Here is a 26,506-nt window from a genome sequence, read left to right on the forward strand (position 1 = left end):
TTTCCCATTTCCAAGGGCCGAATGTCCCGCCAGCCTCCGCGCATGCATTCCATGACGGGATTTGGCCGCGGCTCGGCCACGGCAGACGAGGGAACGGCGACAGTGGAAATCGCCTGCGTGAACCGCAAGCAGGCCGAAGTGGTCATCCAGCTCCCGCGCGAGCTGAATGAGCTCGAGGCCCGCATCCGCCGCGCCGTCCTGAACACCATTTCCCGCGGCCGCATCCAGGTCAGCGTCCAATTCGACCGCTCCAGCGGCGCCCCTGCCCCCGTCAGCGTCGACCTCCGGATGGTGGACGCGCTGGAGGCCGCCTTCGAAACCATCTCCCGACACACCGGCCGCAATGTCTGCCCCGAGGCCGGCGATTTCCTCCGTACCTCCGGCATCATCCGCATCGAGGAAAGCGGACTGGCCGCCGAGACCGTCTGGGGAGCCATCGAGCACGCCTTGGAAGTCGCCATCGAGCAGGTGCTGGAAATGCGCTCCGCCGAGGGCTCCGACCTCGCCAAGGACCTCTCCACCCGCCTCACCGCGCTGGAAAAAACCGCCGCCGCCATCGCCACTCTGGCTCCCGGCCGACCGGAACGTTACCGCGAAGTCCTCACCAAGCGCCTCCGCGATGCCGGACTTGAGCTCGATCTACAGGACGAGCGCGTCGTCCGGGAAATAGGCATCTTCGCCGACCGCTGCGACATTTCCGAGGAAATCACCCGCCTCGACTCCCATTTCCGCAAGTTCCGCGAATACATGACCGGCGAGGAACCCGCCGGCCGCCCCCTCGACTTCCTCTGCCAGGAAATCCACCGGGAGTTTAACACGATCGGCTCCAAGGCCTCCGACGCCGCGATCGCCCAGCATGTGGTCGAGGCCAAGACCGAGCTGGAGAAAATCCGCGAGCAGGTGCAAAACGTGGAGTAATCGGCATTTCAACTGCGTTTCCACCCGCCGCGGCTTTCTCGGGTCGCTTCCGTTGACTTTTCCTCCACCGCCCTCCATACCCCGCCCATGTCCTCGGCTTTGCCGCCCAAGCCCCGCATCATCGGTCCCCGCGTCCGGGTCTGCATTGTCGCGGCCAAGTACAATGAACAATTCGCCGACGCGCTGGTGGACAACACCGTCGAGGAACTCGGCGAGCTGATGCCCCAGACCCGCGTCGACATCATTCGCGTCCCCGGTGCTTTCGAGGTCCCGGTCACCGTCGCCAATGTTCTCGACCGCAGCGAGTCCCCGCCCGCCTGCGTCATCGCTCTCGGAGTCATCCTGAAGGGTGCCACCTCGCACGCCGACCTCATCGCGGGCTCGATCACCCAGTCCCTCATGGCCATGGCCGTGCAGTACAAGGTGCCGATCATCCATGAAGTCCTGCTGGTCGAGGATGAAAAGCAGGCCTACGCCCGCTGCATCGGATCCAATCTCAACCGCGGCCGCGAAGCCGCCCGCGTCGCCGCATCCATGGTCGATATTTTCCACGAGATCGAGCGCACCATGCCTCGCGTTATTTCCCGCAATGCCTAGCCGCCGACAAATCCGCGAGGCGGTAGTCCAGTTCCTCTACTGCGCCGACCTCGAAGGCGGAGCCGACCCCGCGTCGCTCCGCGAAGCCTTCTGGCAATTCGTCACGGAGTCAGACCGCCGCGCCATCCTCCAGGCGACGTGGAAGACCCTGCATCACCTGAGCCTCGGCCGTGAGGCCCGCCTCACCGAGTTCCAGCAGCGGTTCGATGTCGCGATGGCCACTCTCAAGGCCCGTCCGCAACTCGAGCGCACTAGCATGGCGTTGCAGGCAGTGTCCGACCTTGAGAACAAGTGGACCGCCGCGATGATCAATCTATCCCGCATCCCGCGCGATAGCGACGACGATTCCTTCAGCGAGCAGTTCGAGCCGGCACTCGGAATCTTTTTCCGCACCGATCGCGACCTCATCTTCGCCCGCAAGCGCTTCCTCGAAGCGCTTGAAGACCTCCCCGCCCTCCGCTCCCAGCTCGATCCCGTCGCCGGCAGCATCCGCCGCCTCGACCGCATCTCCGAGCGCGTCCGCATGGTGGAGGAGCCGGAAAAATTCCCCGATCAGGTCGACCTCGCCAAGCTGCGCGAGTCGAAGGAATCCCTCGCCAGCCTGCTGCGCGAGACGAACACCCTGACCGATGCCGTGCTCCGCGAAAAGGACGCCATCGACGAACGCCTCGCCGCCGTCGTGGAAAACTTCGCCCCGGAGCGCATCGATCCCGTGGATCGTGCCATCCTGCGACTCGCGACCTGGGAAATCCTGCACCAGAACGTCCCCGCCCCGGTCGCCATAGACGAGGCGATCGAACTCGCCAAGCGCTTCGGCACCACTGACTCGGGCCGCTTCGTGAACGGCGTGCTCGACAAGATCTCCAAGACCGCAGCCGGGCAAGGGAGCTGATCCCTCAGGGCCAAAGGCGGCAGTGGATCAAGAGAGCTGCCGCCATCAGCACGACTCCGGTGACGCCGGTAGCGACGGAAGCCGCACGGCTCACGCTGCTATTCCGGACACTATTCGGAGCAATGATCCGGGATGAGTGCCCCAACCAAAGGCGATCCCCGTGGTAGGACGCCAACGCTCCTCCCACAAAACCTGCACCGCACAGGTAGGTCGCGAAAACTCCGAATTGCATCGAGTAACCAATACCGAGCCTCAAAATAAGAGCGACTCCCACGACGGCACCCACCACCAGTCCCAAAATAAACTGGAGGGTCCAGGCAAGCCAGTCGGCGGAGTCTTTCATGGGGTCGGCGGTGTTTCGCCCGGAGCGTGCACGGTTTTGTAGCCGACCCGCACGATGGAAGCCATTCCGTATCCTCCGGAATTTTCCCATCCCGTCGCGGCCTCCGATCTGCTAGACCACCCGGCAGATGGCCCGCTACCCCACCCGCTTCCAGCTTCGCACCCTGTGGAATGCCGCGACCGGCGTCTCGATTCTGGTGCTCGGTGCGCTGATCGTCGGGCTGGTCTGGCTGGTAGGTCAGGTCTTCGGATTCCTCCAGCCGGTGCTCGTACCCTTGGCGGTCGCCGCCATCGTCGCCTATTTGCTGGATCCGGTGGTGCGCATTTTCCAAAAGCGGGGCTTCTCCCGTCGCTGGTCGGTGGTCTCGGTGTTCGCCGGCTTCACCCTGATGGTTGCGGGCTTGGTCGCCATCATGATTCCCTTGGTCGGCGGGCAGATTCATAAGTTCCAACAGCAGCGCGAAGCGATCGCCGCTTCCCAACAGCAAGAGCAGGCTCAACCGGAGCCCGGCCCCGCCGCACCCGCCGTAGAGCCCGTCTCAACCGGCGAGCACCCGCAAACCGCCGCCGAGCGCAAGGCCATCGAGGAGAATCCTGCCGCGGCAAAGAAGCCCTTCGACGAGATCATCGTCGACCTGCTGATCCACACCCGGAACAAGAACGAGTGGTCGAAGCCCTTCATCGATCCCCTGCTCGGCCCTCCGGATGATCCGAAATCCGATGCACCGAAAGCCACCCTCACCGCCGCGCTCGATGACGCCTCGGAAAAGGGCCTCAAGCAGCTCGACCCACCCATCATCCTCCAAAACACCGACCTGTGGGCACAGGGAAAGAGCTACCTCGATGAAATCATCGGCTGGATCAAGGGCGGCGCGGGCAAGGTCCTCGGCTTCCTCGGCCTCGCTCTCGGCTTCGTGATGGTGCCGATCTACCTCTATTATATTCTCAATGAGAGCGCCTCCATCAAGGAGCACTGGCACGACTACGTCCCGCTCAAGGCCTCGCGCTTCAAGACCGAGCTGGTCGAAACGCTCACCGAGATCAATCGCTACCTGATCTCCTTCTTCCGCGGCCAGGTCCTCGTCGCGTTTATCGATGGCATGCTGGTGGGCCTCGCTCTCACCGCTTTCCGTCTACCGCTCGGCCTGCTTGTCGGCATCATCATGGCGGTCCTCGGGATCATCCCCTACGTCGGCAACATCATCACCCTGATCCCCGCCTGCGTGCTGGCCTACTTCCACTTCAGCGTCCCCGAAAACCAGCACATCCTCGGCTCGAATCCATGGGCCTACGTCGGCGGAGTGGTGGCAATCTTCATCATCGTCCAACAGATCAATTCGCTCGTCACCGCCCCGAAGATCGTCGGCGACTCGGTCGGCCTGCACCCGATGACGGTGATTTTCTCCATGCTCTTCTGGTCGCTCATCCTCGGCGGTTTCGTCGGCGCGCTGCTCGCCGTGCCGCTCACTGCCGCGGTCAAGGTGCTCTTCCGCCGCTACATCTGGGAGCGGAAGCTGAAAGAGGACTCCGACGAGAAGGACCGCGGCTACGACGAGTGGGAGCCGTCCGAAGCAGAGGGACTTTAACGTCAGGCCAAGAGGCTTGCCTCGCCGGTCGCTTCATGGCGGCATCTGCCACGTGAAAGCTCTCTTGCTGCTGCTCCTCGCTTTTGCGTCGCTGGCCCACGGCCAGATCTACGCCGACTTCACCGTCACCCAAGGCAGCAATCCGCTCGGCACCTTCCGCGCCCGGCTGGACTACGACAAGGCCCCCCGGACCTGCGCGAACTTCATCGGCCTCGCCACCGGACGCCGGCCATGGATCAAGACCACCACCGGCCAGATGATGGAAAACACGCCTTTCTACAATGGGCTGACCTTCCACCGGCTGGTTCATAACTTCGTCATCCAAGGCGGCTCGCCCAATGGCCTCGGTACCGATGGCCCCGGATACGTCGTCCTCGATGAGTTCCACCCCGCCCTCCGCCACTCGGGCCGCTACTTCCTCTCCATGGCCAAGGGCACTTCTCCAAATACCGGGGGATCGCAATTCTTCATCACCCTGGCTGCGGCTCCCTCGCTCGATGACAAGCACTCCGTCTTCGGCGAAGTCATCGACGGTCGCCCGATCATCGACGGCTTCACCAACGCCACGAACTTCCCCGTCACGAACGAAAAGCCTAACACCCCGATCACGATGACGAACGTCGTGATCTCCGGCCCCAGCTACGCTGCCTTCAACCTGGAAGACCCGGCGTTGAAACTGCCCACGCTCCGCGGAACGAAGATGACTCCGGTCCGCAACGCCGCAGCGTCGACGTTCACTCTCAAATTCGACCGGCAGCCGTCCCACGAGTATTTCAACAGCTACTCCATGAATCTCCAGTCATGGACGCCCTTCCAATATTGCACGAGTTGCAACGCCCTGGCCGCGGAAGAATTCACCATCACGTCGGTAACGTTTCCCCGGTTCTACATGCGGATGATCGACACTGACTACGGCTTTCAGGTCAACGCGCCCGCCACCCTGAATCAGAATGGCCGCAAGCTGCGCATCACCAGCCGTGCCGGAGACTGGGTGGAGCTCACATTGGGCGGCAGCACCACCGGCACCTGGACCGCATCAAATTCGACCAGCGGAACACTCACCGGCGTGTCTTGGACCGATTCGGCACCCTCCGCCGGCCTCTTCACGGCCTCGAATTCACAAGCCCGCCTCATTCCTCTCGGCCTGCTGAGCGCCACCTTCAGCTCACCGGCCGGAACCGGCGCCTGGACGTCCCTCAACTCGGCCTTCCTTTGCTTCCACAGCGAAACCGGCGGCTGGACCGAGGGAAATGCCGGGGTCAGCGGGGGAACCATCGCGGTCAATCAGGCCTTCACGATCACCCCGTGACCCGCTGACCGCGTTTCTTCTGGATTCTTGTCTCTTGCCTCTGGTCTCTTCCGTCCATGTCTCGCAGCTACCGCATTGCAGTCCTCGCCGGCGACGGAATCGGCCCGGAAGTCATGTCCGAAGCCCTCCGCGTGCTCGACGCCGTGGAGGCCAAGTTCGGCTTCACCACCACCCGCGAAGAGCGCTTCGTCGGCGGTGCCGCCATCGACGCCACCGGCCACCCGCTGCCACCGGAAACCATCGCCTCCTGCGAGGCGAGCGATGCCATCCTCTTCGGCTCCGTCGGCGGACCGAAGTGGGAAAGCCTCCCGCCGGACATCCAGCCCGAGCGTGGCGCGCTGCTCCCGCTCCGCAAGCACTTCGGCCTCTTCGCCAATCTCCGCCCCGGCGTTTGCCTTCCTTCGCTCACCCACGCATCGCCGGTGAAGAATGAGCTCATCCCGAACGGCTTCGACGTGCTCTGCGTGCGCGAACTCACCGGCGGTGTCTACTTCGGCCAGCCGAAAGGCCGCGAAGAGCGCGATGGCGAGCCCGTCGCCTTCGACACCATGATCTATCGCAAGAGCGAGATCGACCGCATCCTGCGCGTTGCCTTCACCGCTGCCATGGGTCGCGGCAAGCGCCTCGTCTCCGTCGACAAGGCCAACGTGCTCGCCACCTCCGTCCTCTGGCGCGAGACCGCCGTGGAAGTCGCAAAGGATTTCCCGGAAGTCGAAATGAGCCACCTCTACGTCGACAATGCTGCGATGCAGCTCGTCCGCCGCCCGGACTCCTTCGATGTGCTCGTCACCGAGAACCTCTTCGGCGACATCCTCTCGGATGAAATGGCCATGATCTCCGGCTCCCTCGGCATGCTCCCCTCCGCTTCGCTCGGCAAGCAGAAGGAAGGCGGCCTCTACTTCGGCATGTATGAGCCCTCCGGTGGCTCCGCCCCCGACATCGCCGGCAAGGGCATCGCCAACCCCATCGCCCAGATCCTCTCCACCGCCATGCTGCTTCGCTTCTCGCTCGGCGAAAACGAAGCCGCCGCCGCCATCGAAGCCGCCGTGGCCAAGGCCATCGACGACGGCTTCCGCACCGGCGACATCGCCACCGGCGCCGCTGGCGAGACCAAGGTCGGCACCGCCGCCATGGCAGACGCCATCCTCGCACGCCTCTGAAATTCCACTCACTCTATTATATAGAGCAAAGGCCGGTCCTCCACGGGATCGGCCTTTTGCGTTTCGATGAGTGTGAAGAATCCCGCGATTACTTCAGTCTACTCCTCCGCATGCACTCCCCTGCCTACTTGCCCCGATCCTGGTTCCTGCACTCGCGGACCTTCTGGCTGGGCCTTCTTGTTTTCGCGTTCTTCGGCTGGCTGATGATCGATTCAAATCTGAACACCTCTATCATCCGCACCATCCACCGCAGCTCGTGGCGCGACTGGTCCTCTGAAAACGCCATCCCGGGCGGAACTCCTCCGGAATCCGGCTCGCTCATGCTGGTAATGACGGGAGGAGCGGTTGGATTCACGTGGATCGACCAGCTGATGCCGTATGCGAGCTACTCGGGAAATGACGAACGCGGCAAGGCTGACCCCAAGCAACGCAAAATCTGGCTTCCAGACATCGTCAACGAGCGGGATTCCGTCATGAGGAGGCGCGGCGCCTACCTTCCCACATGGGTGCTTCTGGGGGTTTGGCTGGGAATCTGGACATGGCAGCTCGTCAAATCGAGAAATCGCCACCGCTCCCACCTGACCTCCGCCCCCACCCCGGCATCCTGAGCCTTCGCACTTGCCACCCCGGCGGCCGGTTTCCAAAGTCCGCCCGTTCATGAGCGACGCCTTCACCTCGCAGCACCAGGTCTGCATTGCCGGCACCGGCAGCTACTTGCCCGAGAAAGTCCTCACCAACGCCGACCTCGAAAAATTAGTCGAGACCTCGGACGAGTGGATTTTCAGCCGCACGGGAATCCGCGAGCGCCGTATCGCCGCCGAGGGTGAATACACCTCTCACATGGCGTCCAAGGCCGGAGCGAAAGCCCTCGAACAAGCCGGCATCGCCGCCGATGACATCGAACTCATCATCGTCGCCACCATCACCCCGGACACCCTCACCCCAGCGACCGCCTGCTACGTCCAGCAGCAGCTCGGAGCCCCCGGTGCCGTCGCCTTCGACATCTCCGCCGCCTGCTCGGGCTTCCTCTACGCGATGAAAATCGCCAAGCGCCTCATCTCCGACGGCGCCTTCTCCAACGCCCTCATCATCGGCGCGGAAAAACTCTCCTCCTTCATCAATTGGGACGACCGCACCACCTGCGTCCTCTTCGGCGATGGTGCCGGTGCCGCCGTCCTGCGTCGCGCCGCTCCCGAGGAAGGATCCATCATCGCCACCGAGATGGGCACCGATGGCAAGCTCACCCACCTGCTCAATATCCCCGGCGGTGGCTCCGCCTGCCCGATCACCATCGACAATGCCGGCATGAACCTCGCCAGCCTGTCCATGATGGGTAAGGAGGTCTTCAAGCACGCGGTGAACCGCATGAAGGAGTCCGCGGAAAAGGTCATCGAGCGCGCCGGCCTCAAGCCGGAGGACATCAAGCTCGTCGTCCCCCACCAGGCGAACCTCCGCATCATCGACGCCATCGCGGACCGCCTCTCCGTCCCGCACGAACGCGTCTTCGTGAACCTGCAGAAATACGGCAACACCTCCGCCGCCGCCGTGGCCATTGCGCTCGACGAGGCGAATCGCGCCGGCCTCATCCAGCGCGGCGAGCATGTCGTGCTCGTCGTTTTCGGTGCCGGTCTGACATGGGCCGCCGCCGCCGTTAGGTGGTGATCTAGCAGGCAAGACGAAAGCCCCGGGCACGGTCCGGCTTTTGCCCCCATTTCCTGAGCTTTACGGCGCGCAGGTTGCTTCCTAGCGTCGCGCGAATCAGCAGACGACTCTCAAGTCTTCTGCCTGTCGTCTTCCCGTCTTCTGTCTCCCACCATGTCCTATCGCACCGCCGCCCTCGATACCGACCGGATGCCACCGGGTATCCCCTTCATCATCGGAAACGAGGCCGCCGAGCGGTTCTCCTTCTATGGCATGCGGACCATCCTCGTGGTCTTCATGACGAAGTACCTGTGGTTGATGGATCAACAGGCCGGAACGGCGATGAGCCAGGCGGAAGCCGTCGAGCACTATCACTCGTTCACCGGCTGGGTCTACTTCACGCCACTCATCGGCGCGTTGCTCGCGGACATTTTCCTCGGGAAGTACCGCACCATCATTCTCCTCTCGCTCGTCTACTGCCTCGGCCACGCGACGCTCGCCTTCATGGGCCACGCCGGCAATTCCGGTTGGTGGCTGTTCGCAGGGCTGATGCTCATCTGCATCGGCTCCGGCGGCATCAAGCCCTGCGTGTCCGCCCACGTCGGCGACCAATTCGGCCCCAAGAATTCCCACCTGCTGAGCCGCATCTACAATTGGTTCTATTTCTCCATCAATCTCGGCTCCACCGTCTCCACCATCCTGACCCCATGGCTGCTGGAGTGGTATGGCCCGCACTGGGCCTTCGGCGTGCCCGGCGTGCTGATGGCCATCGCCACGGTCATGTTCTGGATGGGACGCAACCGCTTTGTCCACATCCCGCCGTCGGGCTCCGGCTTCGTGAAGGACTTCTTCTCGCGCGAAGGTCTCGTCGCTCTCGCCAAATTGATCCCGCTCTTCGTCTTCATCGCCTTCTTTTGGGCGCTCTACGACCAGACCGGCTCGTCATGGGTCTTCCAGGCGGAGCAGATGGACCGCAAGTTCCTCGGCATCACGTGGCTTGAGTCGCAGGTCCAGGCGATCAACCCCATCCTGATCCTCACCTTCATCCCCCTCTTCACCTTCGTCCTCTATCCGGTCATGGACCGGGTCTTCAAGCTGACCCCCCTCCGCAAGATCGGCATCGGCTTCTTCCTGATGGTCGCCACCTTCGGCCTCTCCACACTCAGCCAATCGTGGATCGACTCCGGTAAATTCCCCTCCATCGGCTGGCAGTTCCTCGCCTTCGTCCTGATCACCGCCTCGGAAATCATGGTGTCGATCGTCGGCCTCGAGTTCGCCTACACCCAGGCGCCGAAGAGCATGAAGTCGCTGATCATGTCGCTCTACCTGCTCTCGGTATGGCTCGGCAACATCTTCACCGCCCAGATCAACCACTACATCCAGATCCCCAGCGCCGCGGAAGAGCAGCTCGCCGTCGCCGTGGCCTCCTTGGAGAAGGACTGGCAGAAAGACCCTCGCAATGTCGTGCTACCGGGTTTTTCCGCCAGTGATGACTCCGACAACATGGTCGCCCATCTGAAAGGCGGCGCCATTGAGAAGCTCGACCTCCCCGGCAATGAATCATTCACCGCCGCAGCCGCGGTGATCGAAGCCGCAGCCCGGAAGAACAACGACCAACTCCCCGAAGCGGACAAACTCGGCGCGGATCTCGGCAAGGACATCTTCGGCAGTCCCATCCGCTACGAGATCATCGACTCGACCCATTTCCGCCTGATCAGCGACGGCGCGGACCACAAGCCCGGCTCCAAATGGAACATGGGCCTCACGGTCACCGTCCAAAAGCCCGAGCCTCCCGGCAGCGGCGAGAGCTGGCTCGAAAAGCGCAAGGCGCAGTTGGGCATCGCCACCGTCAACACCAGCACCGAGACCCGCTACTCCGCTTCCGCATTCTGCGGCGGCCAGACCAAACTCGAGGGCGCGGCCTACTTCCGCTTCTTCACTTGGCTCATGCTCGGAGCCGCCGTGGTTTACGTCCCCTTCGCCTTGGCCTATCGCCCGCGGACTTACCTGCACGATTGATTGATTCCGCCAGTGCTCACTGATTCCCACTGCCACCTCGCCAGTCATCGCTTTGACCCGGCCGAAGTCCCCGATCTCATCGCCAGAGCCAAGGCCAATGGCGTGAACCGCCTCGTCAGCCTCGTCACCGGCCTCGATGACCTAGACGCAAACCTCGCGATCGCCGCCGCCCATCCCGAAGTCTCGATCTGCATCGGCTTCCACCCTTGCGAGGTCCACGAGGCACCCGATGACGGCATTGATCGCCTGCGCGCCCATGCTTCCGACCCACGCGTCTGCGGCATCGGCGAAACCGGCCTCGATTACTATCACCCCGCTCCCGAAGGCTGGACCGAGGAAAACTTCCGCGAGCGTCAGCGGATCTTCCTCGATGCCCACTTCCAGCTCGCCGCCGAAGCGGGATTGAACGTCGTCATCCACACCCGCGACACCAAAGGCGACGCCTCATTCCAAGACGCACTCGCCATCTATCGGCGCCATTCGTCGAAGGTTCGCGCCGTCTTCCACTGCTTCATCGGCCCCGAAGCAAGCGCTCGCGAAGTGATCGCACTCGGTGGCCTCGTCTCCTTCGGCGGAGTTGCTACCTTCAAGAACGCCACCGACGTACTCGCCACTGCGATCGCGATGCCATCAGACAGCTTCATGCTAGAAACGGATTCACCTTACCTTGCACCAATGCCACATCGTGGTAAACGTAATGAACCCGCATACGTCCGGCATGTCGCCGAACATCTCGCACAGCATCGTGGAGTATCGCTTGAGCAACTCGCTTCAGAAACGGAAGCCACCACATCGGCCTTCTTCCGCTTCCGCGCCTGACCATCATTTGAACAAAGGATCACGTCGGCTGCGTTTGATCTCCAAATGCGTCGGCACTTCCCAAGTCGCACGCGCCTTGCTAATCCCTGTCGCACAGAATCCATGAGCACCGTCCGATACCTTGCCCTGGCCACCGCCGCTCTCTCTCTCGCCTCTTGCTCGCTCTTCAAGAAGGGCGACGAGAACTACGACACCGTCAACGGCAACAACCCGTCCGACACCTCCAATCCCTACGGCGTACCCGGCGACAACTCGGCCGAAGCGGTGCCCTACCAACAGGTGAATCCACCCGCGGATGCCAACCCGACCTATGGCCAGGCCGCGTATGAAGACCACGGCTCCACCACACCGGCACCCGCCGCCCCCGCCGGATCTCTTGCTCATGCATCACCCGCACCTTCCGGTGCCGGCACCAGCCACGTCGTGGTGAAGGGCGACACGCTCGGTGCCATCGCCCGCAAATACGGCACCACCTCTGCCGCCATCAAGCAGGCCAACGGCATGACCAGTGACACCGTCGTGCTCGGCAAGAAGCTAGTGATTCCCGGCGCATCCGGTGCCGCTCCCGTGAAAGCCACTCCCGCATCCGCACCGAAGGCCACCCCTGCCGCTCCCGCTGGCAGTGGCAAGGTCTACGTCGTCGTCAAAGGAGACTCCCTCAGCAAGATCGCCGCCAAGCACGGCACCACCTCCGAGGCCATCAAGAAGGCCAACGGCATGAAGTCCGATACCGTCGTCCTCGGCAGCAAGCTCCGCATCCCTTGATCTGATCGCGATGTTTTCCTCCGGCACCACCTCGTCGCTCGCCGCGCTGCTCCTGCTCGCGGCGACGACCTGCTTCGCTCAGGCACCGAAGGCGAAAGGCGGAGCGGAGGAAGACCCCTACGCCTCGATGCCGCCGAAGCGCGCCGCCCTGGAGCGCATGCTCACCGAGCGCGGCACGCCGGAGACCTTCGAGGCGACCGTGAAGAAAGCGCGCGAGCAAGGAATCGTCGACCAGGCCATTCTCGAAGCGCGCTTTCTCTACCACGTCGACCGCCGCGAGGACGACAAGATCGCCGCGATGCTGCCGGAATTCCTCAAGCGCAAGGACGAGTTCAAGCTCGAGCAGTCGGAAATCTTCGCCGTGAAGGAAGACTGGCTCGCCGTCGTGGAATACGTCCAGGCCCTCGCCGACCTCCGGAAGAACGACCGCGACGGCTTCAAGAAGCACATCACCGAGGCTTTTTGGCTCAGCCCGCGGCAGGCGAGCGCCTTCGCACCGCACATCGATCGCCTCCGCATGGAGGAAGCGATGAGCACCGTGAAGATCGATAGCTCGCTCAAATTGTCGTCGCAGCTCGCAAAGGATCCGGTGGAACTCGGCACCCTCATGCGCGATCACAAGGCGCTGCTGCTCCACTTCTGGTCACCCACGAGCCACGAAAGCGAGGAGAGCATGCCGGATTTCAAGGTCACCGCCACCGAGCTGGAAAAACACAAGGTGGCCGTCGCTTCCATTCTCGTGGAATCCAATCCGGAGGTAATGAAGGACGCCAAGATTATCCTCAAGGACCTCGGCGACAAGCCACCGGGCGCGTGGTTGTTGGATTCCGAAAAGGATTCACTGCAGCGTCTGCTGCGCGTTCAGAACCTTCCCACGGTGGTTCTCGTTTCTCCTGAAGGCAGCATTCTCTTCAATGGACACCCCTCGGAAGACGAACTGTGGGAAGCGTTATCGAAGCTCGCACCCGATGTAAAACGACCGGCAATCGATGAACATTGATCGCGGGATTAACTACGATGAATATCGTACATCGAAAAACGGGGTGGAAAATTTCTTTAAGTGTTCCGAAAAATCCGGCAATTTGAACTTGACGTATTTCCGAACTACTAGCTTTATGGTGGCACCACTTCGGCGACCATAAGATCATGGCACGAGCAACCCACCCCTCCAACCTCGAGCTCCAAGCATTGTCTGTCTTGTGGCATGAGGGTCCATCTACGGTAAGCGCCGTACTTGAAAGTCTTCCTGATGGAAAGGACCGGGCTTACACGACAGTGCTGTCGGTGTTGCAAAGCCTCGAGCGCAAGAAGCTGGTCAAGCGTGTGCGCGATGGTCGCGCTCATGTCTATGAGGCCGCGTTCTCCCAGGACGTTATCGTCCGTCGTGCAGCGCACGATTTTCTTACCAACGCTTTTGGGGGCCGTCTCGGTGAGGCGATCCTCGCACTACTCTCCGCCGGGACTTTGACCCCGGAAGAGAAAACAAACATCGAACGCGAACTCAAACGACACAAAGCCATGGCTGCAAAGAAAACAGCAAAGAAGGCGGCCAAGAAGGTCGCCAAGAAGGCCCCCGCTAAGAAAGCTGCCGCCAAGAAGGTAGCGAAGAAGGCTCCGGCCAAGAAGGCTGCCAAGAAGGCCGCTAAGAAGGCTCCGGCGAAGAAGGTTGCCAAGAAGGCCGCCAAGAAACCCGCGAAGTCTGCCAAGAAAGCCGCCAAGAAAGCCGCCAAGAAAACCGTAGCGAAGAAGGTCGCCAAGAAGGCTGCCAAGAAGGCTCCGGCGAAGAAGGCTGCTAAGAAGGTTGCAAAGAAGGCCGCCAAGTCCGCCAAGAAAGCCGCTCCGGCCAAGAAGGCTGCCAAGAAGGTCGCCAAGAAGGCTGCGAAGAAGGCCTAAGGTTCCCCATCCGCGCACAGATCCCCTCGTCTTGGGCGAAGCGGCCTGTTCGCGTTGAGTTTACTGTCTCAAACGGCGGGGAGCTGCGGCTCCCCGCCCTTTTGTTTTCGGGCTCCTTCCACCTCCGTGAAAAGACCCGCATTTCCTCGAAAAATGGGTTGCATCCCCGCATCCCGCCACCCATTCTCCCGGCCCCGTCCGGGGACACATGCGCGGTTAGCTCAGTGGTAGAGCACCACCTTGACACGGTGGGGGTCACTGGTTCGAAACCAGTATCGCGCACCATCCCCTTTCTTTCGTGACCGCCGCTTCCGATACTTCACCGGAGCGCCTCGCCCTGCTACTGAGGCTGCTCGATGACGAGTCCCCGCCAGTGCGGGCGTCCGTGGAAGCCGCGCTCTCCGCCTACGATGGCGATGTCAGCGAGCTGCTCGTCGGATTGCATGCCGAACTCGGCGAACCCGAGCTGGAATTGCTCTCGCTGATGCTCCTCCCCGCCCGCCGCGAGCGCCTGCGCCGCGAATGGATCGTGCCCGCAGGTGGGGCCGGAGCGGTACAGGATGACTGGGACCAGCTGGAAGCGCTCCTCCGCTCGCTATCCGACTATCTTCACGACGGTGTCACCATGCGACAACCGCTCGGTGATGCGCTCGATCTGCTTTCGGAAGAACTCGAGGATATCGCCGCCCAGGAAGGAGCCGCAGGCCTGAACAAGGCGCTATTTGAAAGCAACCGCTTCAAGGCAAACTTCCGCGAAGAAGACGATCCGGACAATTACGACCTCGCCCATACCCTCGCGGGAAATCCGTCGAACGCCTTTGGTCTCGGACTCGTATTCCTGTTTGTCGCCCGCCGGCTCGATATCGATGTCGAAGGCATCAATCTCCCCCAATCCTTTCTCTGCCGGTTTCACGACGAGGGACAAGTCGTCCTCACCGAGCCCGCAATGAAAGGTCGCGCGATCACCAGCGAGGAACTCGCGCATCGTATCCGGCGCTATCCTCGCGAAATCCGTGCGCTGGCCGCACGTCCCGCCACCCCGGGTGAATTGCTCGTGCGCGTGGTGGAGGAACTCGCGACCTCATGGTCGGTGCGCGGCGAAACGGAAGACGCCGAGCTCATGGAAGAGCTCCTGGCCACACTGGTGAAGGCGCCGTTCTGACGCCTTCACCCGCGGCTTGATCATCGACTAGCGTCCACCACGCTGACGCTGGCTTTCCTCCTGTTGCTTCCGGTTCCGCTCATCGTCTTGCCGGCGTGACTCTTCCTGCTGTCGGCGGGATTCCTCCTGTTGGCGACGCGACTCTTCCTGCTGCTGTTGGCGAGCCTGCTCTTGTTGTTGGCGGGCTTGTTCCTGCTGCTGGCGAGCTTGCTCTTGTTGCCGGGCGTTCTCCTCCTGTCGCTGGCGGGCTTCCTCCTGACGACGCTGCATTTCTTCCTGCTGGCGGGCACGTTGTTCCTCTTGCTGGCGCGCACGCTCCTGCTGCTCACGCGCGCGTTCTTCCTGCTGTTGGCGCGCCTGCTCTTGTTGCCGTGCTCGTTCTTCCTGCTGAGCGCGCGCTCTCTCTTCTTGTTGTTGGCGCGCTTGCTCCTGCTGCTGGCGCTGCATTTGTTCCTGCTGCTGGCGACGGCCGTTTTCCTCAGCCTGGCGGCGCGCTTGCTCCTGCTGATCACGTGCCTGCTCCTGCTGGCGCTGGCGATTCTCCTCCATCTGGCGCTGCCGCTCGTCTTGTTGCTGCCGTGCCTGGTCGGCTTTCTCGCGAGCCGCTTCCTGTTGCTGGCGTCGCGCTTCTTCCATCTGCTGGCGGCGAGTCCCCTCTTCCGCATCAGTGCGCGACTTCTCTTGATTCTGCCGTGCCTCTTCCTGGCGTTGGCGGTTTTCTTCCTGCCGCTGCCTCACCTGTTCCTGCTGTTGGGCGCGGGCGTCTTCGAGCTGCTGGCGACGGTTATTGTCCTGCGCCACCGCACCATCGTTGCCCTGTCCTCGCTGGAGTGGCTGCTCTTGCTTCTGCAACTGCGGCTGGCGGTCACGACCATTGCGGGTCATGCCCTCAGGCAGAGGAGTGTTATCGGGACGCGCAGTGCGATCCGGAGTGGCACGCGGTGCTTCAGCCTGAGCTACGCCTTCGCCTTGGCCTTGTTGGCCACGATTGCCACGCACCCGCTCCGCCAACTCACGCTGGCGCTCGGCAAGCGTCGGCTTGTCCGTTCCAGTGGGAGCTTCTTGGGTGGTCTTGTCCGGCTTGGCGGGCTGCCGGTTTGCCATCCCCGGAAGCGTCTTTTCCTTCGATGCCTGCTGCTGCTCGCGCTTCTCAGTGAGTTTCTCGGTGAGCTTTTCGCGGCGGGCTTCGATGAGCTCCTGCTGCTTGGCTTGGTAGGTCTTCTGCGCTTCCATCACCTTCTCACGGTTGGCCTGAAGCTGCTTCTTCATGTCCTCACTGCCGGCGTTGTCGCGCTTCCACGCCACCGCTTGCTCTTTCTGCTTCTCACGTGCTTCACGGAAACGATCGGTCCACTCCGGCTTGATGCCGCTCTCGGCGCGCTCGACCTTCACGTTATCCCACTTCGCGGTCACCCGCTGCGGCTTGAGCTCGGCATTCCAGCGCGTGTTCATGCTGGGCGCGAAAACCGTCAGGCGATTGCCGCGAAGCTCCGCGTTGCGATGAGCGAGATCGCGCAGCCCTTGGAAACGATCGGTATCGAGCTGATAAAGCGGCCACGGCCTGCCAATGAGTTGGCGCAGCTTCTCAAAGCGCGGCCCACCACTCACGACACGATCATGATCGACGTGGATGTTGGTGATGTTGGTCGTCTGATTGATGAGAATGCCGTTTTGATTGATCGGCAGACAATGCCGCCAGATCGGATCCGCCATGTTCTTGCAGTGGACGAACGTGAAACATCCATGCCCGATCCCGAAGTCCCCCTCGACATCTTTACCCCAGCCATGGCCGCGATAGCACAGCGTCTCAGGCGGCAACGGAGCCCAGCCAACGCAGTCCCCGCCCTCGCGCCAGCACACCCACGAAGGAGCCCACTCGTCGCCCGGCACCCACACCCAGCCGCGACCATTGATCAGCGTCCAGCGTCCATAGTGGAAGCATGCCCAGCCGAAAGGCTCATCCGAGACCCACGCCCAGCCGCGATTCGTGCATGCCCAGCGCCCACGGGTATACGGACGCCATGAAGTGTCCTGCACGCAGATGGTCGGCTGATACACGTAGCCATAGGTCGGCGTCTCGACCCACGATCCGTAAGGCTGGAGATCTTCGTAAAAGGTTCCGTAGTCGGCGACCGGCTCTTGGTAGTCCGCTACCGGCTCCGGCTCCCAATCATCGAGCGAATCCTGGCCGGCGCGTTCGAGCTCACGATCACTGAGGCCCGCCTCACGATCGGCCAGCTCTCCTTCCCGGTCGCGCAGATCGATTTCACGATCCGCCAAGGCCCGCTGCCGTTCCTCAAGTGTCAGGTCACGCTGATCCGCATCTTGCTCCCGGTCGGCCAGCCGCGCCTCACGCTCTGCTTCAAGCGCGGCCTTCTCCTCGTCCAGCGCCGCACGTTCCTCTTCCAGTTTGTGTCGCTCCAGCTCCATCCGCTCGTCTTCCAGGGCGGCGCGGTCGGCAGCGAGCGAATCGCTCTTCTCGTTGCCACTGGGCGCAGCGGCTGACGTGGATTTGTTTTTGTCGCAGGAAGCGATCAGGAGGCACAGGGCGGAGGACGCCCAGATCAAACGGCGGGGTTTCATCGGTAGATGGGGATTGCGGTCATTTGACCGGTGGCGGTGGAAGAGTATTCAACCGCATCGCAAGGAAATCAAAATGACGCTTCAAGCGCCCTCCCGCACTCCCAAAGTCGCGACCTCGTAGTCGATCCGCGCCGGACCGCCGCGCCCGCCGGGCACTTCCTTCCGGGTGATCCGCGTGCCCAGCAGTTCCTCCATCATCCGCACCTCCAGGGTGATCGCACCGGGAAACGCCAGGAACACCGGCTGCAGCGGATGGTGGTATTCCTCGATCCGGAAGCCGCGCGCCGGGTCGTACTTGCAGCGCCCGAAGCAGCCTTCCTTCTCCCGCAGCCCCGAGAGCAAGGTCGCCCGCTCCACCATCGACTTCGCCTTGCTCAGCTTCGGCCGCCAGCGCTCCCGCAGTTGGGTGAAATACTGCATCAGCAACCGCTCTGGCGCCGCATCGCCGAACAAGGTCCGCGCCGCTTCCAGCAATTCCAGCGACAGCGACACCCCCGCCTGCGGAAACATCGCCTCCGACTTCGGAGCCAGCCGGTACATGATTTCCGGCCGCCCCACCTCCTGCCGCGGCAGCCGCCACCTCTCGAGGTAGCCCAGCTTCACCAGCCGGTCGCACTGGTCCTTCATGCCCATGTAACTCCCGCCCAGCCGCCGGCTCAATTCCGGCACCGGCAGGCCGCCGGAGATCTTCAGTTCATCCAGGATTTTGACCCACCCCTCTTTGACCAACTCGCGGAAACCCGGAACGAACATGGTCCAAGCTCCCTGCCTGCCCCTCCCCGGATCAACCCAAATCCTTCATCCTGCGGCAATTTCGCCACGACACCTAGGCTCATTGAGTTCGCAAAATGCCAGTAGCGAAGCGCATTTCCAAAAACACACACGTCATTTTTTTCTGGAATGCATGCGCTTTCACGCCTAATCCATGGGCATGCATGATGTCCGTCAGATCGCCGGCCTCTTTGACATGAGAGCCGACTTCGTCGATGCCCAGCCGTATGGCTCCGGGCACATCAACGACACGTATTGCGCGTGGTATGATCAGGCGGGCATTCGCATTCGCTACATCCACCAGCGGATCAATCATCTCATCTTCAAGGATCCCGCGAGTCTGATGGAAAACATCGACCGGGTCACCGCGCACTCGCTCGCACGGCTTCTCGATCAAAATCATCCCGAAGCTCGCCGCCGCACCCTCAGCGTCATCCTCTCAACCGATGGCAAGCCATACGTAGTGGATCGCGAGGGCAACTTCTGGCGCACCTACCCCTTCATCGAGCGCGCCCGCGGCTACGATGAAATCCGTACCAATCTCCAGGCCGAGCAAGCAGCCAAGGCTTTCGGCGAATTCCAGAAGCTCGCCGCAGACCTCGGTGGCAAGCGCTTGAACGAGACCATCCCGAATTTCCACCACACCCCGAAGCGCCTTCAAGCCCTTCAGGACGCCATTGCCGCCGACAGCTTCGGCCGCGTTCGCAATTGCCAGGCGGAAATCGAATTCGCGCTCTCCCGCGCTACCGATTGCCGCAAGGTCACCGACCTCATCGCCGCTGGCGTCATCCCCGAGCGCGTCACCCACAATGACACCAAGCTCAATAACGTCCTCCTCGACGACGTGACCTCGGAAGGCGTGTGCGTCATCGACCTCGACACCACCATGCCCGGCTCGGTGCTCTACGACTTCGGCGACATGGTCCGCACCGCCACTCCGACCACCCGCGAAGACGAAACCGACCTTTCACTCATCGGCATCCGCCTCGATCGCTTCGACGCACTGGTCCGCGGCTACCTCGACAGCGCCGCCTCTTTCCTCAATCGCGCCGAAATCGATCACCTCGCCTTCTCCGGCAAGCTGCTAACGCTCGAGTGCGGCATCCGCTTCCTCACCGACTACCTGCAAGGCGACACCTACTTCAAAACCAAGCGCCCCGGCCACAACCTCGACCGTTGCCGCTCGCAGTTCGCGATGGTGAAAGCGATCGAGGAAAATCTCGAACGCATGGAAGAAATGGTGCAAGTCGCTGCTGGCAGCCTCAAGATCGTGGCTGCCGCCTAACAAAGCTCCCTTTCGTCGCGTGAAAATCCTCGTCACCGGAGGCTCCGGTTTCATCGGCTCCCACATCGTCGAGCACTACCAGGACAAGGCGGATGAAATCCGCGTGCTGGACAACCTGCGCACCGGCTATCGCAAGAACCTCGATGGCCTGAAGCACGTCTTCATCGAAGGCTCGATCACCGATCGCGAAGTCGTCGCTGAGGCAGTCGAAGGCGTTGATTACGTCTTCCATCTCGCCGCCCTGGTGAGCGTTCCGGAGTCCATGGCCAAGCCCGCCGAGTGCGTGGACATCAACGTCCACGGCCTTCTCAACGTACTCGAAGCTTCCGCCGCCGCTGGCGTGAAGAAACTCGTCTTCGCCTCCTCCGCCGCCATCTACGGAGACAATCCCACCGTGCCGAAGCTCGAGACCATGTTGCCCGAGCCGAAGAGCCCCTACGCCATCACCAAGCTCGATGGCGAATACTATCTCGATCTCTTCAATCGCGAGCGCGGCCTCGAAACCGCAGCCATCCGCTTCTTCAATGTCTTCGGCCCACGCCAGGACCCGAAAGGTGCCTACGCCGCTGCAGTTCCCATCTTCATCGAGAAGGCACTGAAGGGCGAAGACATCACCGTCCACGGCGATGGCGAGCAGACCCGCGACTTCATCTACGTGAAGGACATCGTCGGAGCCCTCTCCTTCGCAGTCGAAACACCGGGCGTCACCGGAGTCTTCAATGCCGGCTACGGTGGCCAGATGACCATCAACGATCTCGCCTCAAAGATTCTCGCAGCCGCCAGCTCCACCTCAAAGGTCCTCCACGGCCCCGAACGCGCCGGCGACGTGAAGCACTCGCGCTCCAGCGCCGACAAACTTCGCAGCGCCGGCTGGCAGCCGAAGCACTCCCTCGACGACGCCCTTCCAACAACGCTCGAGTTCTTCCGATAAGGAGTGTCGATCCGATAAGGGGTGTCGACGTTCCGTCGACGCGTGCAGATGGCCGTCCTCTCTGGGCGAACTCCGCACCTGGCGTCAGCAGTCCCCACTCTTCATTCACTCCGATTGGTGATTGGAAGATTGGTGATTGATGATTTTCCCCAACGCCACCTAACGGCACTCCCCCCAAAAAAAACCAGGGCGGACTTAATCCCCCCGGATCGTCCGCCCCAGCTTTTTGGTGTGTGTGAACTGTGAGAAAAATTTCAGCGCGCCGCGAAACCACCCGGCCCCGGGGCGCGCTTGAATACTACGGTAACCAGAACCTGAAAAACCGTTGGGTCGACACCCTGCCCGTCCCCCGACGGGCAGGCGTCGCTCCCATGACACCGGTCGACTGCCAGACAGTGGCGGGCTTGGACCTCCGTGAAGCGAGCCCCCCGGCTTCGTTCACGGCATGTCGTTCGCCTTTTGCCACCGTTCCCCCCGACAGGCGGGCCAGTGTGTTTTGGAAAGAGGTCGGCACCGCGGGGCTTGCGCCCCGAAGCGGTGCCACGAGCTTTTCCATTCGTTGTTCCCCGGCCGTCCCGAAAGCACCCCCCGGAACTTGCGATCCGGTCGAGGAAGTTTGGAAGTGGAGGAAGCTCGTCATATTAATCCAATCGCATTCCACACATCCGGATTTCCAAAAAAACTGAGAAGTTTTTAAAATGGGATGATCCGGGCACGGTGATGCTCGTAAAATCAATGCCTTACAGAAATCCGTAAATCTTAGCTCAAGCCCAAAAAAGACCCGAGTCCACGTTTCCTAGGCGCTTTCTCCATTCTCCTAGCCAACCCCACGCCGGGCTCAAACGACCGCGTAGCGGTCAAGGACGGTAGCCACGGGCTTCAGCCTGTGGTTAATAAGCACGCCCGCCATGGTGTCGCATCGCGACACAGGAACCCAATCACGGCACCCCGTTTCAAAACGGCAGCCCGTAGCTCCGACCGCCCACGCCGTCGTACCAGTTCACATACGCCGCATTCACCATCGCGTAGCCACCGGCAGTCGGGTAGTCACCGGTGAAGTACCAGTCACCACAAGGCCCCTTCACCGAAGCGCGGAGATTCTCGATCGTCTGGAAAATCACCTGCACCTCGCAGTCGATGTCCTCCGGTGAAACCATCCGGCTGATTTCATCCGAGATCTCATCGTCCGTGAAGGCCAGGTAGATGCCCTTCACGCGATTGACCATCTCGCCAGCCGGCTTCTGCAGCTCGCTACGACATTCCTCGTAAATGCGGTCGAGCAACGACTGCCGACCCGCACGACGATGCAGCGCGATGGCAGCCTGGAAGGCGATGAACTTGCCCAGCTCCGACATGTCGATGCCATAGCAGTCCGGATAACGGATCTGCGGTGCCGTCGAGCAGACCACGATCTTCCTCGGCTTCGTGCGTCCCAGGATCTTCAGAATCGACTTCTTGAGCGTGGTCCCGCGCACGATCGAATCATCGAGCGCCACCAGCGCATCATCCGGACGAACCACACCATAGGTGATATCGTAAACATGCGACACTAGCTGATCGCGCCCTTTCTCCTGCGCGATGAAAGTCCGCATCTTGATGTCCTTGTGGGCGATCTTTTCACCCCGCGGCCAATTGCGGAGAATGAGATCATCCAGCAGCTCGGGCGTCAGTTCACCCTTCGACTGCGCTTCGAGGATCGACGAGCGGACTTCCTGGCGACGGTAAAGCCGCAGCCCATCCATCAAGCCATAGTAGGCCGTCTCCGCCGTATTCGGAATGAAGGCAAAGACCGCCTTGTCGAAACTGCTTTCGAGCGCCTTCACCACCTGCGGCACCAGCGAGGCACCCATCGCCTTCCGCTCGCGGTAAATCTGCGGGTCATTGCCACGTGAGAAGTAGATCTTCTCAAACGAGCATGGCGTGAAGCGCTGAGGCGGACAAAACGGAGTATCGCTGAAGGTGCCATCAGCCTTGATGGTGACCACACAGCCGGGATCCACCGCTTTGACCTGCGAAGCATCCGCTTCAAAGACCGTCATCAGCGGCACGCGCTCGGAAGCGAAGGCGATCACGTCCTCGGTCACCAGCATGTGGCAGGGCCGGATGCCGCGCGGATCGCGCATCACGAACATGTCGCCATTGCCGACCACACCACAGATCGAATAACCACCATCCCAAGGCTGGGCCGACTCGCCGACAATGCGGGCGAGATCCAGCTCGGCGGAAATGCGCTCCGGCATCTCGCGGCCATCGACTCCCTCATCACGCAGCTTGCGGTAGAGATCGGTGTGGGCCTCATCGAGGTGGAAGCCGATTTCCTCGAGCACCGTCTGGGTGTCGGTCCCGAAAACCGGGTGCTGTCCGCGATCGACCAGCGCTTGGTTCAGCTCCGCCGCATTGGTCATGTTGAAATTGCCCATGACCATGAGCGTGCGCGTCGGCCAGTTGCTGCGGCGCAGGTAAGGATGGCAGGAACCTTCGTCGAATTCGCCGGACGTGCCGTAACGCAGGTGACCCACGAGCACCTCGCCCGCGAAGTCGTAGTTCGTCTTGATCGTGTCGGGACGCTTCGGATCGATGAGCCCCTTCCGGACCATCTTGTTGAAGGTCTTCATCTCCTTCCGGAAGATGTTCGACAAACCATCGCGCTCACTGTCGCGGCGGCGGAAAACGTAGGGCTGCCCCAGCGGCATGTTCAGCTTCGCACAGCCAATGCCGACGCCGTCCTGACCACGGTTGTGCTGCTTTTCCATGAGCAGGAAAAGCTTCTGGAACCCCCAGAGGGTGGTTCCATAGCGGTCGTAGTAATAGGCCAGCGGTTTGCGGAGCCTTACGGCGGCGATTCCGCATTCGTGCTTCAGGAAGTCGCTCATCGGTGATGGGTGCGGCAGCTCGGACTCACTCGCCGCGGACTTTCACCCGAACACCCTCGGTGTCAACTAGGGTACCGAGGATTGTTCCACCCGGGCCGGCAGAGAGGATCTTCTCGGCCTCATCCGGCGAAACGATGGCCACCCAACCGATGCCCATGTTGAAGGTGTGGAAGCGGTCTTCGGAATCCACGTGAGCCAGCAGCTTGTCGATGCCGGGAAGCTCCCATTTCGGGATCTCAAGGTCGGCACCGAAGCCACGGAACAGACGCTCCAGATTCTCCGGCAGTCCACCGCCGGTGATGTGCGCGTAAGCCTTTGGCTTCACGCCAGCAGCGCGGATGTCGCGCACCACATCGTGGTAAAGGCGGGTCGGCTCGAGGAAACCAACAAGCTCTTCCTCGCTCACGCAATCGGGATTCTCCTTCAACACGCGTCGAACGAGGCTCCAGCCGTTGGCGTGGATGCTGTCCGACTTGTAGCCGACCAGCACGTCGCCGACTTGAAGAGTAGAGGGGTCGATCAGCTCGGGCTTCTCGGCACAGCCGATGCAGAAACCGGAAAGCTCGATCACGTCCACAGGCACGATTCCCGGCATTTCCGCCGTCTCGCCACCCGCCAGAATGCAATCGCAGGAGGCGAGGTAATCACACATCCCGGCAATCAGGCGGGTAATCTTCTCCTCGTTGAGCGCGGCAATGCCAATGTAGTCGAGGAACAGCAACGGATCCCCACCCGTGGTGAGGATGTCGTTCACGCTCATCGCTACCAGGTCCTTGCCGGCGATCTCCAGGAGATCGTGCTCCAGCAGCAGCTCCAGTTTGGTGCCCACACCATCGCAGCCGGTCACGATCACCGGTTCCTTATAGGAACTCAGATCGTAGCACGCAGCGAAGAGACCGAATGCTCCGAGAAGCTTGCGGTTCTGCTGCGTGCGGGCCACGTGGCTCTTGATGTCACCCACCAGGGCGGCCGCTCGTCGCGTGTCCACCCCGGCCTGCTGGTAGGTCAGCTTTGTTGCTCCCATGCGGTCGGTGCGCGGGTTGTGACAGCCCCCCCTCCCCCGGTCACGCGGAAAAAGCCGCTAATTGCCCGACCTCCCTTGCAAGGCCGATCTAACGTGGGATATTTAGGATTTCCTTGAAATCAAGGTCGTGTATTTAACGGGGGCACCCAGCGATGGATCACCCTCCTCGACCCGCGTTTCTCCGGCCGGCGCTTCGCGTGGGTCTGCCCGTGCTATTGCTCGCGGCCGTGGTTCTTCTGGCCTTCCAGCAGGTTTTCAAGGCACCCTTCGCGTTCGACGACAGCGTCTCGATCGCCCAGATCCGCAAGTTCACCAGTTGGCGGGAAATCTGGGGGCCGGACGCCTTCATGTTCTTCCGCCCGGTGAAGAATCTCTTCTTCTACCTCGTGGAGCAGATCGGCGGAGAACCCTGGCGCTACCACTGGGTGAATCTCGCCGCCTATTATCTAGCGGCCTGCGGAGTCTTCGGCCTCACGCTGCGGCTTTCGGGAAATGTCCTGGCCTCCTTTGCCGCCGGAGCCATCTGGGCCCTCTCTCCCACCGGCGGCACCGTCGCGGTCTGGGCCAGCTGCTTCAACATCAACATCGCCGCCGCATCGATGGCCTTCTGTGCGATCGCCTACGATGTCATGCGCAGCGGCACCAGTCGCCACCCCGCCCTGCCCGGCGCAGTCGCCTCCTTCTTCCTGCTGCTCGGTCTCCTTTCCTACGAGACCGCCATCGCCACCGCCCCGCTGCTGGTGCTGGTCGATCTCTTCCGCGGCCGGAAGGTCTTCAGCAAACCATCGAGCTTCATCTACGTCGGCATCGCCGCCATCGTCCTGACATGGCTCGTTTGCCGGCAGTTGAACGGCGTCCCCGGCGTGCGCGCCCAAAACCCGAGCCTCGCGCTCGACATGCCTTCCTGGCAGCTGACCGCCTCGGCCCCTTACTTCCTCTGGACCCACTTCCTCATGTGGGCCGCCCCCTCTGAACGACTGGAGACCTTCGGCAGCTACCTCTGGGACCGCTCCGTCCCTGCCGTGATCCTGCCATTCTGTTGGATCCTGCTGATCAGCGCCGTCTATCTAGGCGTCCGCTTCTGGAAACGCGCCCCGCTCCTCATCTTCGGCGCCGCTTGGTTTCTCATTGCTGCTTTCCCATCGGGAAATTTCGTCCCGCTCAAGAACACGCCCTACGCCGACTACTACGTCCCGATTCCCTCGATCGGCCTCTGCATCATGATGGCAGCGATCCTGCGGGCCACCTGCGAGCGCCTGCGAGAGCCCGGCCTCACCCGTCCCGCCATGGGTGCCGCAGTCGCCACCATCCTGGCCATCGCCGGCTGGCGGCTGGCCCAGCTACCGGTCCTCACCGACTGGCTCTCCGCATGGGAAATCCCGCCGCGGGTGATGGCCCGTACCGCCGCGGCCCGTCCCCACCAGTACTTCGCCCAGGCCGTGATGGCCTACGACATCGCCTTCACCGATCAGGACAAGACCCCGGAAATCCTCGATCTCGTCGAATCCAGCGCGCTCGCGGCCGAAAAAGACATGCCCGACCTCGGCATCATCCACGCCTCACTCGGCGAGGTCGCCCGCTGCCGCGGCCAGCGCGAACAGGCCATCGCCCTCTTTGAAAAAGCCCTCGTTTCCCGCCACACCGGGATCGATACCCTCCTCTGGTCGCGCCACCAGCTGGTCGTCACCCTCATGGAGGAACCCGCCCAGCTCGACCGCGCCTACGCCAATCTCCTCCCGCTGCTCCGCCAGCGCGACCACAAGGATCACCCGAAATACGTCCTGCTCGCCGCCAAACTGATGCGCCAGGCCGGCAAGCCCGACGAGGAGATCAAGGCCCTCGAAAAAGGCCTCCAGTACCACCCGGACAACGCCGACATCCTCGCCGAACTGGAAAGCGCCCGCGCCCGCGCCACCAACAAACCCTCCTGACGGGT

The 26,506-nt window shown here is 62.1% G+C and carries 21 protein-coding genes, 1 tRNA gene and 1 pseudogene; 18 read left to right on the plus strand and 5 right to left on the minus strand.

Annotated elements, in window-relative coordinates; genetic code table 11:
• The first annotated feature begins 42 nt into the window (after positions 1-42).
• The 3 genes and pseudogenes from WKV53_RS00855 to nusB form a co-directional block, all read left to right on the plus strand.
• Complete coding sequence (locus tag WKV53_RS00855; protein WP_341402387.1) at positions 43-918, plus strand: YicC/YloC family endoribonuclease; 876 nt, start codon at positions 43-45, stop codon at positions 916-918.
• 87 nt (positions 919-1,005) lie between these two features.
• Entirely contained in the window at positions 1,006-1,515 is a 510-nt protein-coding gene (gene ribH, locus WKV53_RS00860; RefSeq protein ID WP_341402389.1) for a 6,7-dimethyl-8-ribityllumazine synthase, read from the plus strand.
• A gap of 523 nt (positions 1,516-2,038) precedes the next feature.
• Positions 2,039-2,377 (plus strand): annotated as a pseudogene (nusB, locus tag WKV53_RS28660) (transcription antitermination factor NusB); the annotation flags it as partial.
• 34 nt (positions 2,378-2,411) lie between these two features.
• Here the strand turns inward: nusB and WKV53_RS00870 are convergent.
• The gene (locus WKV53_RS00870; RefSeq protein WP_341402392.1) at positions 2,412-2,750 is read right to left on the minus strand and encodes a hypothetical protein; all 339 of its coding nucleotides are present in this window, start codon (positions 2,748-2,750) and stop codon (positions 2,412-2,414) included.
• Positions 2,751-2,877: 127 nt separating this feature from the next.
• Between WKV53_RS00870 and WKV53_RS00875 the strand changes: the two genes are divergently transcribed.
• The 12 genes from WKV53_RS00875 to WKV53_RS00930 all read left to right on the plus strand — a co-directional run bounded on the left by WKV53_RS00875 (position 2,878) and on the right by WKV53_RS00930 (position 15,103).
• A complete protein-coding gene (locus WKV53_RS00875) occupies positions 2,878-4,335 on the plus strand; it encodes an AI-2E family transporter (RefSeq protein ID WP_341402393.1) in 1,458 nt (485 codons plus the stop codon).
• Between the two features lie 52 nt (positions 4,336-4,387).
• Entirely contained in the window at positions 4,388-5,644 is a 1,257-nt protein-coding gene (locus WKV53_RS00880) for a peptidylprolyl isomerase (protein ID WP_341402395.1), read from the plus strand.
• A 56-nt stretch (positions 5,645-5,700) separates the two neighbouring features.
• The gene (leuB, locus tag WKV53_RS00885) at positions 5,701-6,804 is read left to right on the plus strand and encodes a 3-isopropylmalate dehydrogenase (protein WP_341402397.1); all 1,104 of its coding nucleotides are present in this window, start codon (positions 5,701-5,703) and stop codon (positions 6,802-6,804) included.
• A 110-nt stretch (positions 6,805-6,914) separates the two neighbouring features.
• Entirely contained in the window at positions 6,915-7,412 is a 498-nt protein-coding gene (locus WKV53_RS00890; protein ID WP_341402398.1) for a hypothetical protein, read from the plus strand.
• Between the two features lie 49 nt (positions 7,413-7,461).
• Positions 7,462-8,466, plus strand: coding sequence for a beta-ketoacyl-ACP synthase III (locus WKV53_RS00895; protein ID WP_341402399.1), 1,005 nt, complete (start codon positions 7,462-7,464; stop codon positions 8,464-8,466).
• A gap of 153 nt (positions 8,467-8,619) precedes the next feature.
• Positions 8,620-10,464 (plus strand): POT family MFS transporter, encoded by a 1,845-nt coding sequence (locus WKV53_RS00900; RefSeq protein WP_341402400.1) that lies wholly within the window; start codon positions 8,620-8,622, stop codon positions 10,462-10,464.
• A gap of 12 nt (positions 10,465-10,476) precedes the next feature.
• The gene (locus WKV53_RS00905; protein ID WP_341402402.1) at positions 10,477-11,283 is read left to right on the plus strand and encodes a TatD family hydrolase; all 807 of its coding nucleotides are present in this window, start codon (positions 10,477-10,479) and stop codon (positions 11,281-11,283) included.
• A gap of 102 nt (positions 11,284-11,385) precedes the next feature.
• Entirely contained in the window at positions 11,386-12,048 is a 663-nt protein-coding gene (locus WKV53_RS00910) for a LysM peptidoglycan-binding domain-containing protein (protein WP_341402403.1), read from the plus strand.
• A gap of 10 nt (positions 12,049-12,058) precedes the next feature.
• Positions 12,059-13,048, plus strand: a complete 990-nt coding sequence (locus tag WKV53_RS00915) for a TlpA family protein disulfide reductase (protein WP_341402405.1) — start codon at positions 12,059-12,061, stop codon at positions 13,046-13,048.
• Positions 13,049-13,194: 146 nt separating this feature from the next.
• Positions 13,195-13,941 (plus strand): BlaI/MecI/CopY family transcriptional regulator, encoded by a 747-nt coding sequence (locus WKV53_RS00920; protein ID WP_341402406.1) that lies wholly within the window; start codon positions 13,195-13,197, stop codon positions 13,939-13,941.
• Between the two features lie 210 nt (positions 13,942-14,151).
• Positions 14,152-14,226, plus strand: a tRNA-Val gene (locus tag WKV53_RS00925).
• 13 nt (positions 14,227-14,239) lie between these two features.
• On the plus strand, positions 14,240-15,103 hold the full coding sequence (locus tag WKV53_RS00930; protein ID WP_341402408.1) for a transglutaminase family protein: 864 nt from the start codon (positions 14,240-14,242) through the stop codon (positions 15,101-15,103).
• 27 nt (positions 15,104-15,130) lie between these two features.
• Here WKV53_RS00930 and WKV53_RS00935 read toward each other — a convergent pair whose 3' ends face one another.
• Together WKV53_RS00935 and WKV53_RS00940 are read right to left on the minus strand one after the other, a co-directional pair.
• The gene (locus tag WKV53_RS00935; protein ID WP_341402410.1) at positions 15,131-17,686 is read right to left on the minus strand and encodes a DUF6600 domain-containing protein; all 2,556 of its coding nucleotides are present in this window, start codon (positions 17,684-17,686) and stop codon (positions 15,131-15,133) included.
• Positions 17,687-17,767: 81 nt separating this feature from the next.
• Positions 17,768-18,439: a helix-turn-helix transcriptional regulator gene (locus WKV53_RS00940; protein ID WP_341402412.1), complete on the minus strand. Its 672-nt coding sequence runs from the start codon at positions 18,437-18,439 to the stop codon at positions 17,768-17,770.
• Between the two features lie 178 nt (positions 18,440-18,617).
• Between WKV53_RS00940 and WKV53_RS00945 the strand changes: the two genes are divergently transcribed.
• Positions 18,618-19,742, plus strand: a complete 1,125-nt coding sequence (locus WKV53_RS00945; protein WP_341402413.1) for a phosphotransferase enzyme family protein — start codon at positions 18,618-18,620, stop codon at positions 19,740-19,742.
• Between the two features lie 19 nt (positions 19,743-19,761).
• On the plus strand, positions 19,762-20,673 hold the full coding sequence (locus WKV53_RS00950; RefSeq protein WP_341402415.1) for an NAD-dependent epimerase/dehydratase family protein: 912 nt from the start codon (positions 19,762-19,764) through the stop codon (positions 20,671-20,673).
• Between the two features lie 953 nt (positions 20,674-21,626).
• Here the strand turns inward: WKV53_RS00950 and WKV53_RS00955 are convergent.
• Both WKV53_RS00955 and purM read right to left on the minus strand, forming a co-directional pair.
• The gene (locus tag WKV53_RS00955) at positions 21,627-23,546 is read right to left on the minus strand and encodes an amidophosphoribosyltransferase (RefSeq protein WP_341402416.1); all 1,920 of its coding nucleotides are present in this window, start codon (positions 23,544-23,546) and stop codon (positions 21,627-21,629) included.
• A gap of 25 nt (positions 23,547-23,571) precedes the next feature.
• Positions 23,572-24,570: a phosphoribosylformylglycinamidine cyclo-ligase gene (gene purM, locus WKV53_RS00960; RefSeq protein ID WP_341402418.1), complete on the minus strand. Its 999-nt coding sequence runs from the start codon at positions 24,568-24,570 to the stop codon at positions 23,572-23,574.
• A gap of 209 nt (positions 24,571-24,779) precedes the next feature.
• On the opposite strand from purM, the gene WKV53_RS00965 reads away from it, so the two are divergent.
• The gene (locus WKV53_RS00965) at positions 24,780-26,501 is read left to right on the plus strand and encodes a tetratricopeptide repeat protein (RefSeq protein WP_341402419.1); all 1,722 of its coding nucleotides are present in this window, start codon (positions 24,780-24,782) and stop codon (positions 26,499-26,501) included.
• The last annotated feature ends 5 nt before the right edge of the window (positions 26,502-26,506 follow it).

It is taken from the genome of Luteolibacter sp. Y139 (assembly GCF_038066715.1).
GTDB classification, from domain to species: Bacteria; Verrucomicrobiota; Verrucomicrobiia; order Verrucomicrobiales; family Akkermansiaceae; genus Haloferula; species Haloferula soli.

Bases quoted from the DNA above. Each gene is read 5' to 3' on its own strand.
- WKV53_RS00910 (WP_341402403.1), top strand. From the start codon at position 11,386: ATGAGCACCGTCCGATACCTTGCCCTGGCCACCGCCGCTCTCTCTCTC.
- WKV53_RS00890 (WP_341402398.1), top strand. From the start codon at position 6,915: ATGCACTCCCCTGCCTACTTGCCCCGATCCTGGTTCCTGCACTCGCGG.
- WKV53_RS00935 (WP_341402410.1), bottom strand. From the start codon at position 17,686: ATGAAACCCCGCCGTTTGATCTGGGCGTCCTCCGCCCTGTGCCTCCTG.
- WKV53_RS00855 (WP_341402387.1), top strand. From the start codon at position 43: ATGCATTCCATGACGGGATTTGGCCGCGGCTCGGCCACGGCAGACGAG.
- WKV53_RS00900 (WP_341402400.1), top strand. From the start codon at position 8,620: ATGTCCTATCGCACCGCCGCCCTCGATACCGACCGGATGCCACCGGGT.
- purM (WP_341402418.1), bottom strand. From the start codon at position 24,570: ATGGGAGCAACAAAGCTGACCTACCAGCAGGCCGGGGTGGACACGCGA.
- WKV53_RS00940 (WP_341402412.1), bottom strand. From the start codon at position 18,439: ATGTTCGTTCCGGGTTTCCGCGAGTTGGTCAAAGAGGGGTGGGTCAAA.
- WKV53_RS00875 (WP_341402393.1), top strand. From the start codon at position 2,878: ATGGCCCGCTACCCCACCCGCTTCCAGCTTCGCACCCTGTGGAATGCC.
- WKV53_RS00955 (WP_341402416.1), bottom strand. From the start codon at position 23,546: ATGAGCGACTTCCTGAAGCACGAATGCGGAATCGCCGCCGTAAGGCTC.
- WKV53_RS00945 (WP_341402413.1), top strand. From the start codon at position 18,618: ATGCATGATGTCCGTCAGATCGCCGGCCTCTTTGACATGAGAGCCGAC.
- WKV53_RS00915 (WP_341402405.1), top strand. From the start codon at position 12,059: ATGTTTTCCTCCGGCACCACCTCGTCGCTCGCCGCGCTGCTCCTGCTC.
- ribH (WP_341402389.1), top strand. From the start codon at position 1,006: ATGTCCTCGGCTTTGCCGCCCAAGCCCCGCATCATCGGTCCCCGCGTC.
- WKV53_RS00895 (WP_341402399.1), top strand. From the start codon at position 7,462: ATGAGCGACGCCTTCACCTCGCAGCACCAGGTCTGCATTGCCGGCACC.
- WKV53_RS00920 (WP_341402406.1), top strand. From the start codon at position 13,195: ATGGCACGAGCAACCCACCCCTCCAACCTCGAGCTCCAAGCATTGTCT.
- leuB (WP_341402397.1), top strand. From the start codon at position 5,701: ATGTCTCGCAGCTACCGCATTGCAGTCCTCGCCGGCGACGGAATCGGC.
- WKV53_RS00870 (WP_341402392.1), bottom strand. From the start codon at position 2,750: ATGAAAGACTCCGCCGACTGGCTTGCCTGGACCCTCCAGTTTATTTTG.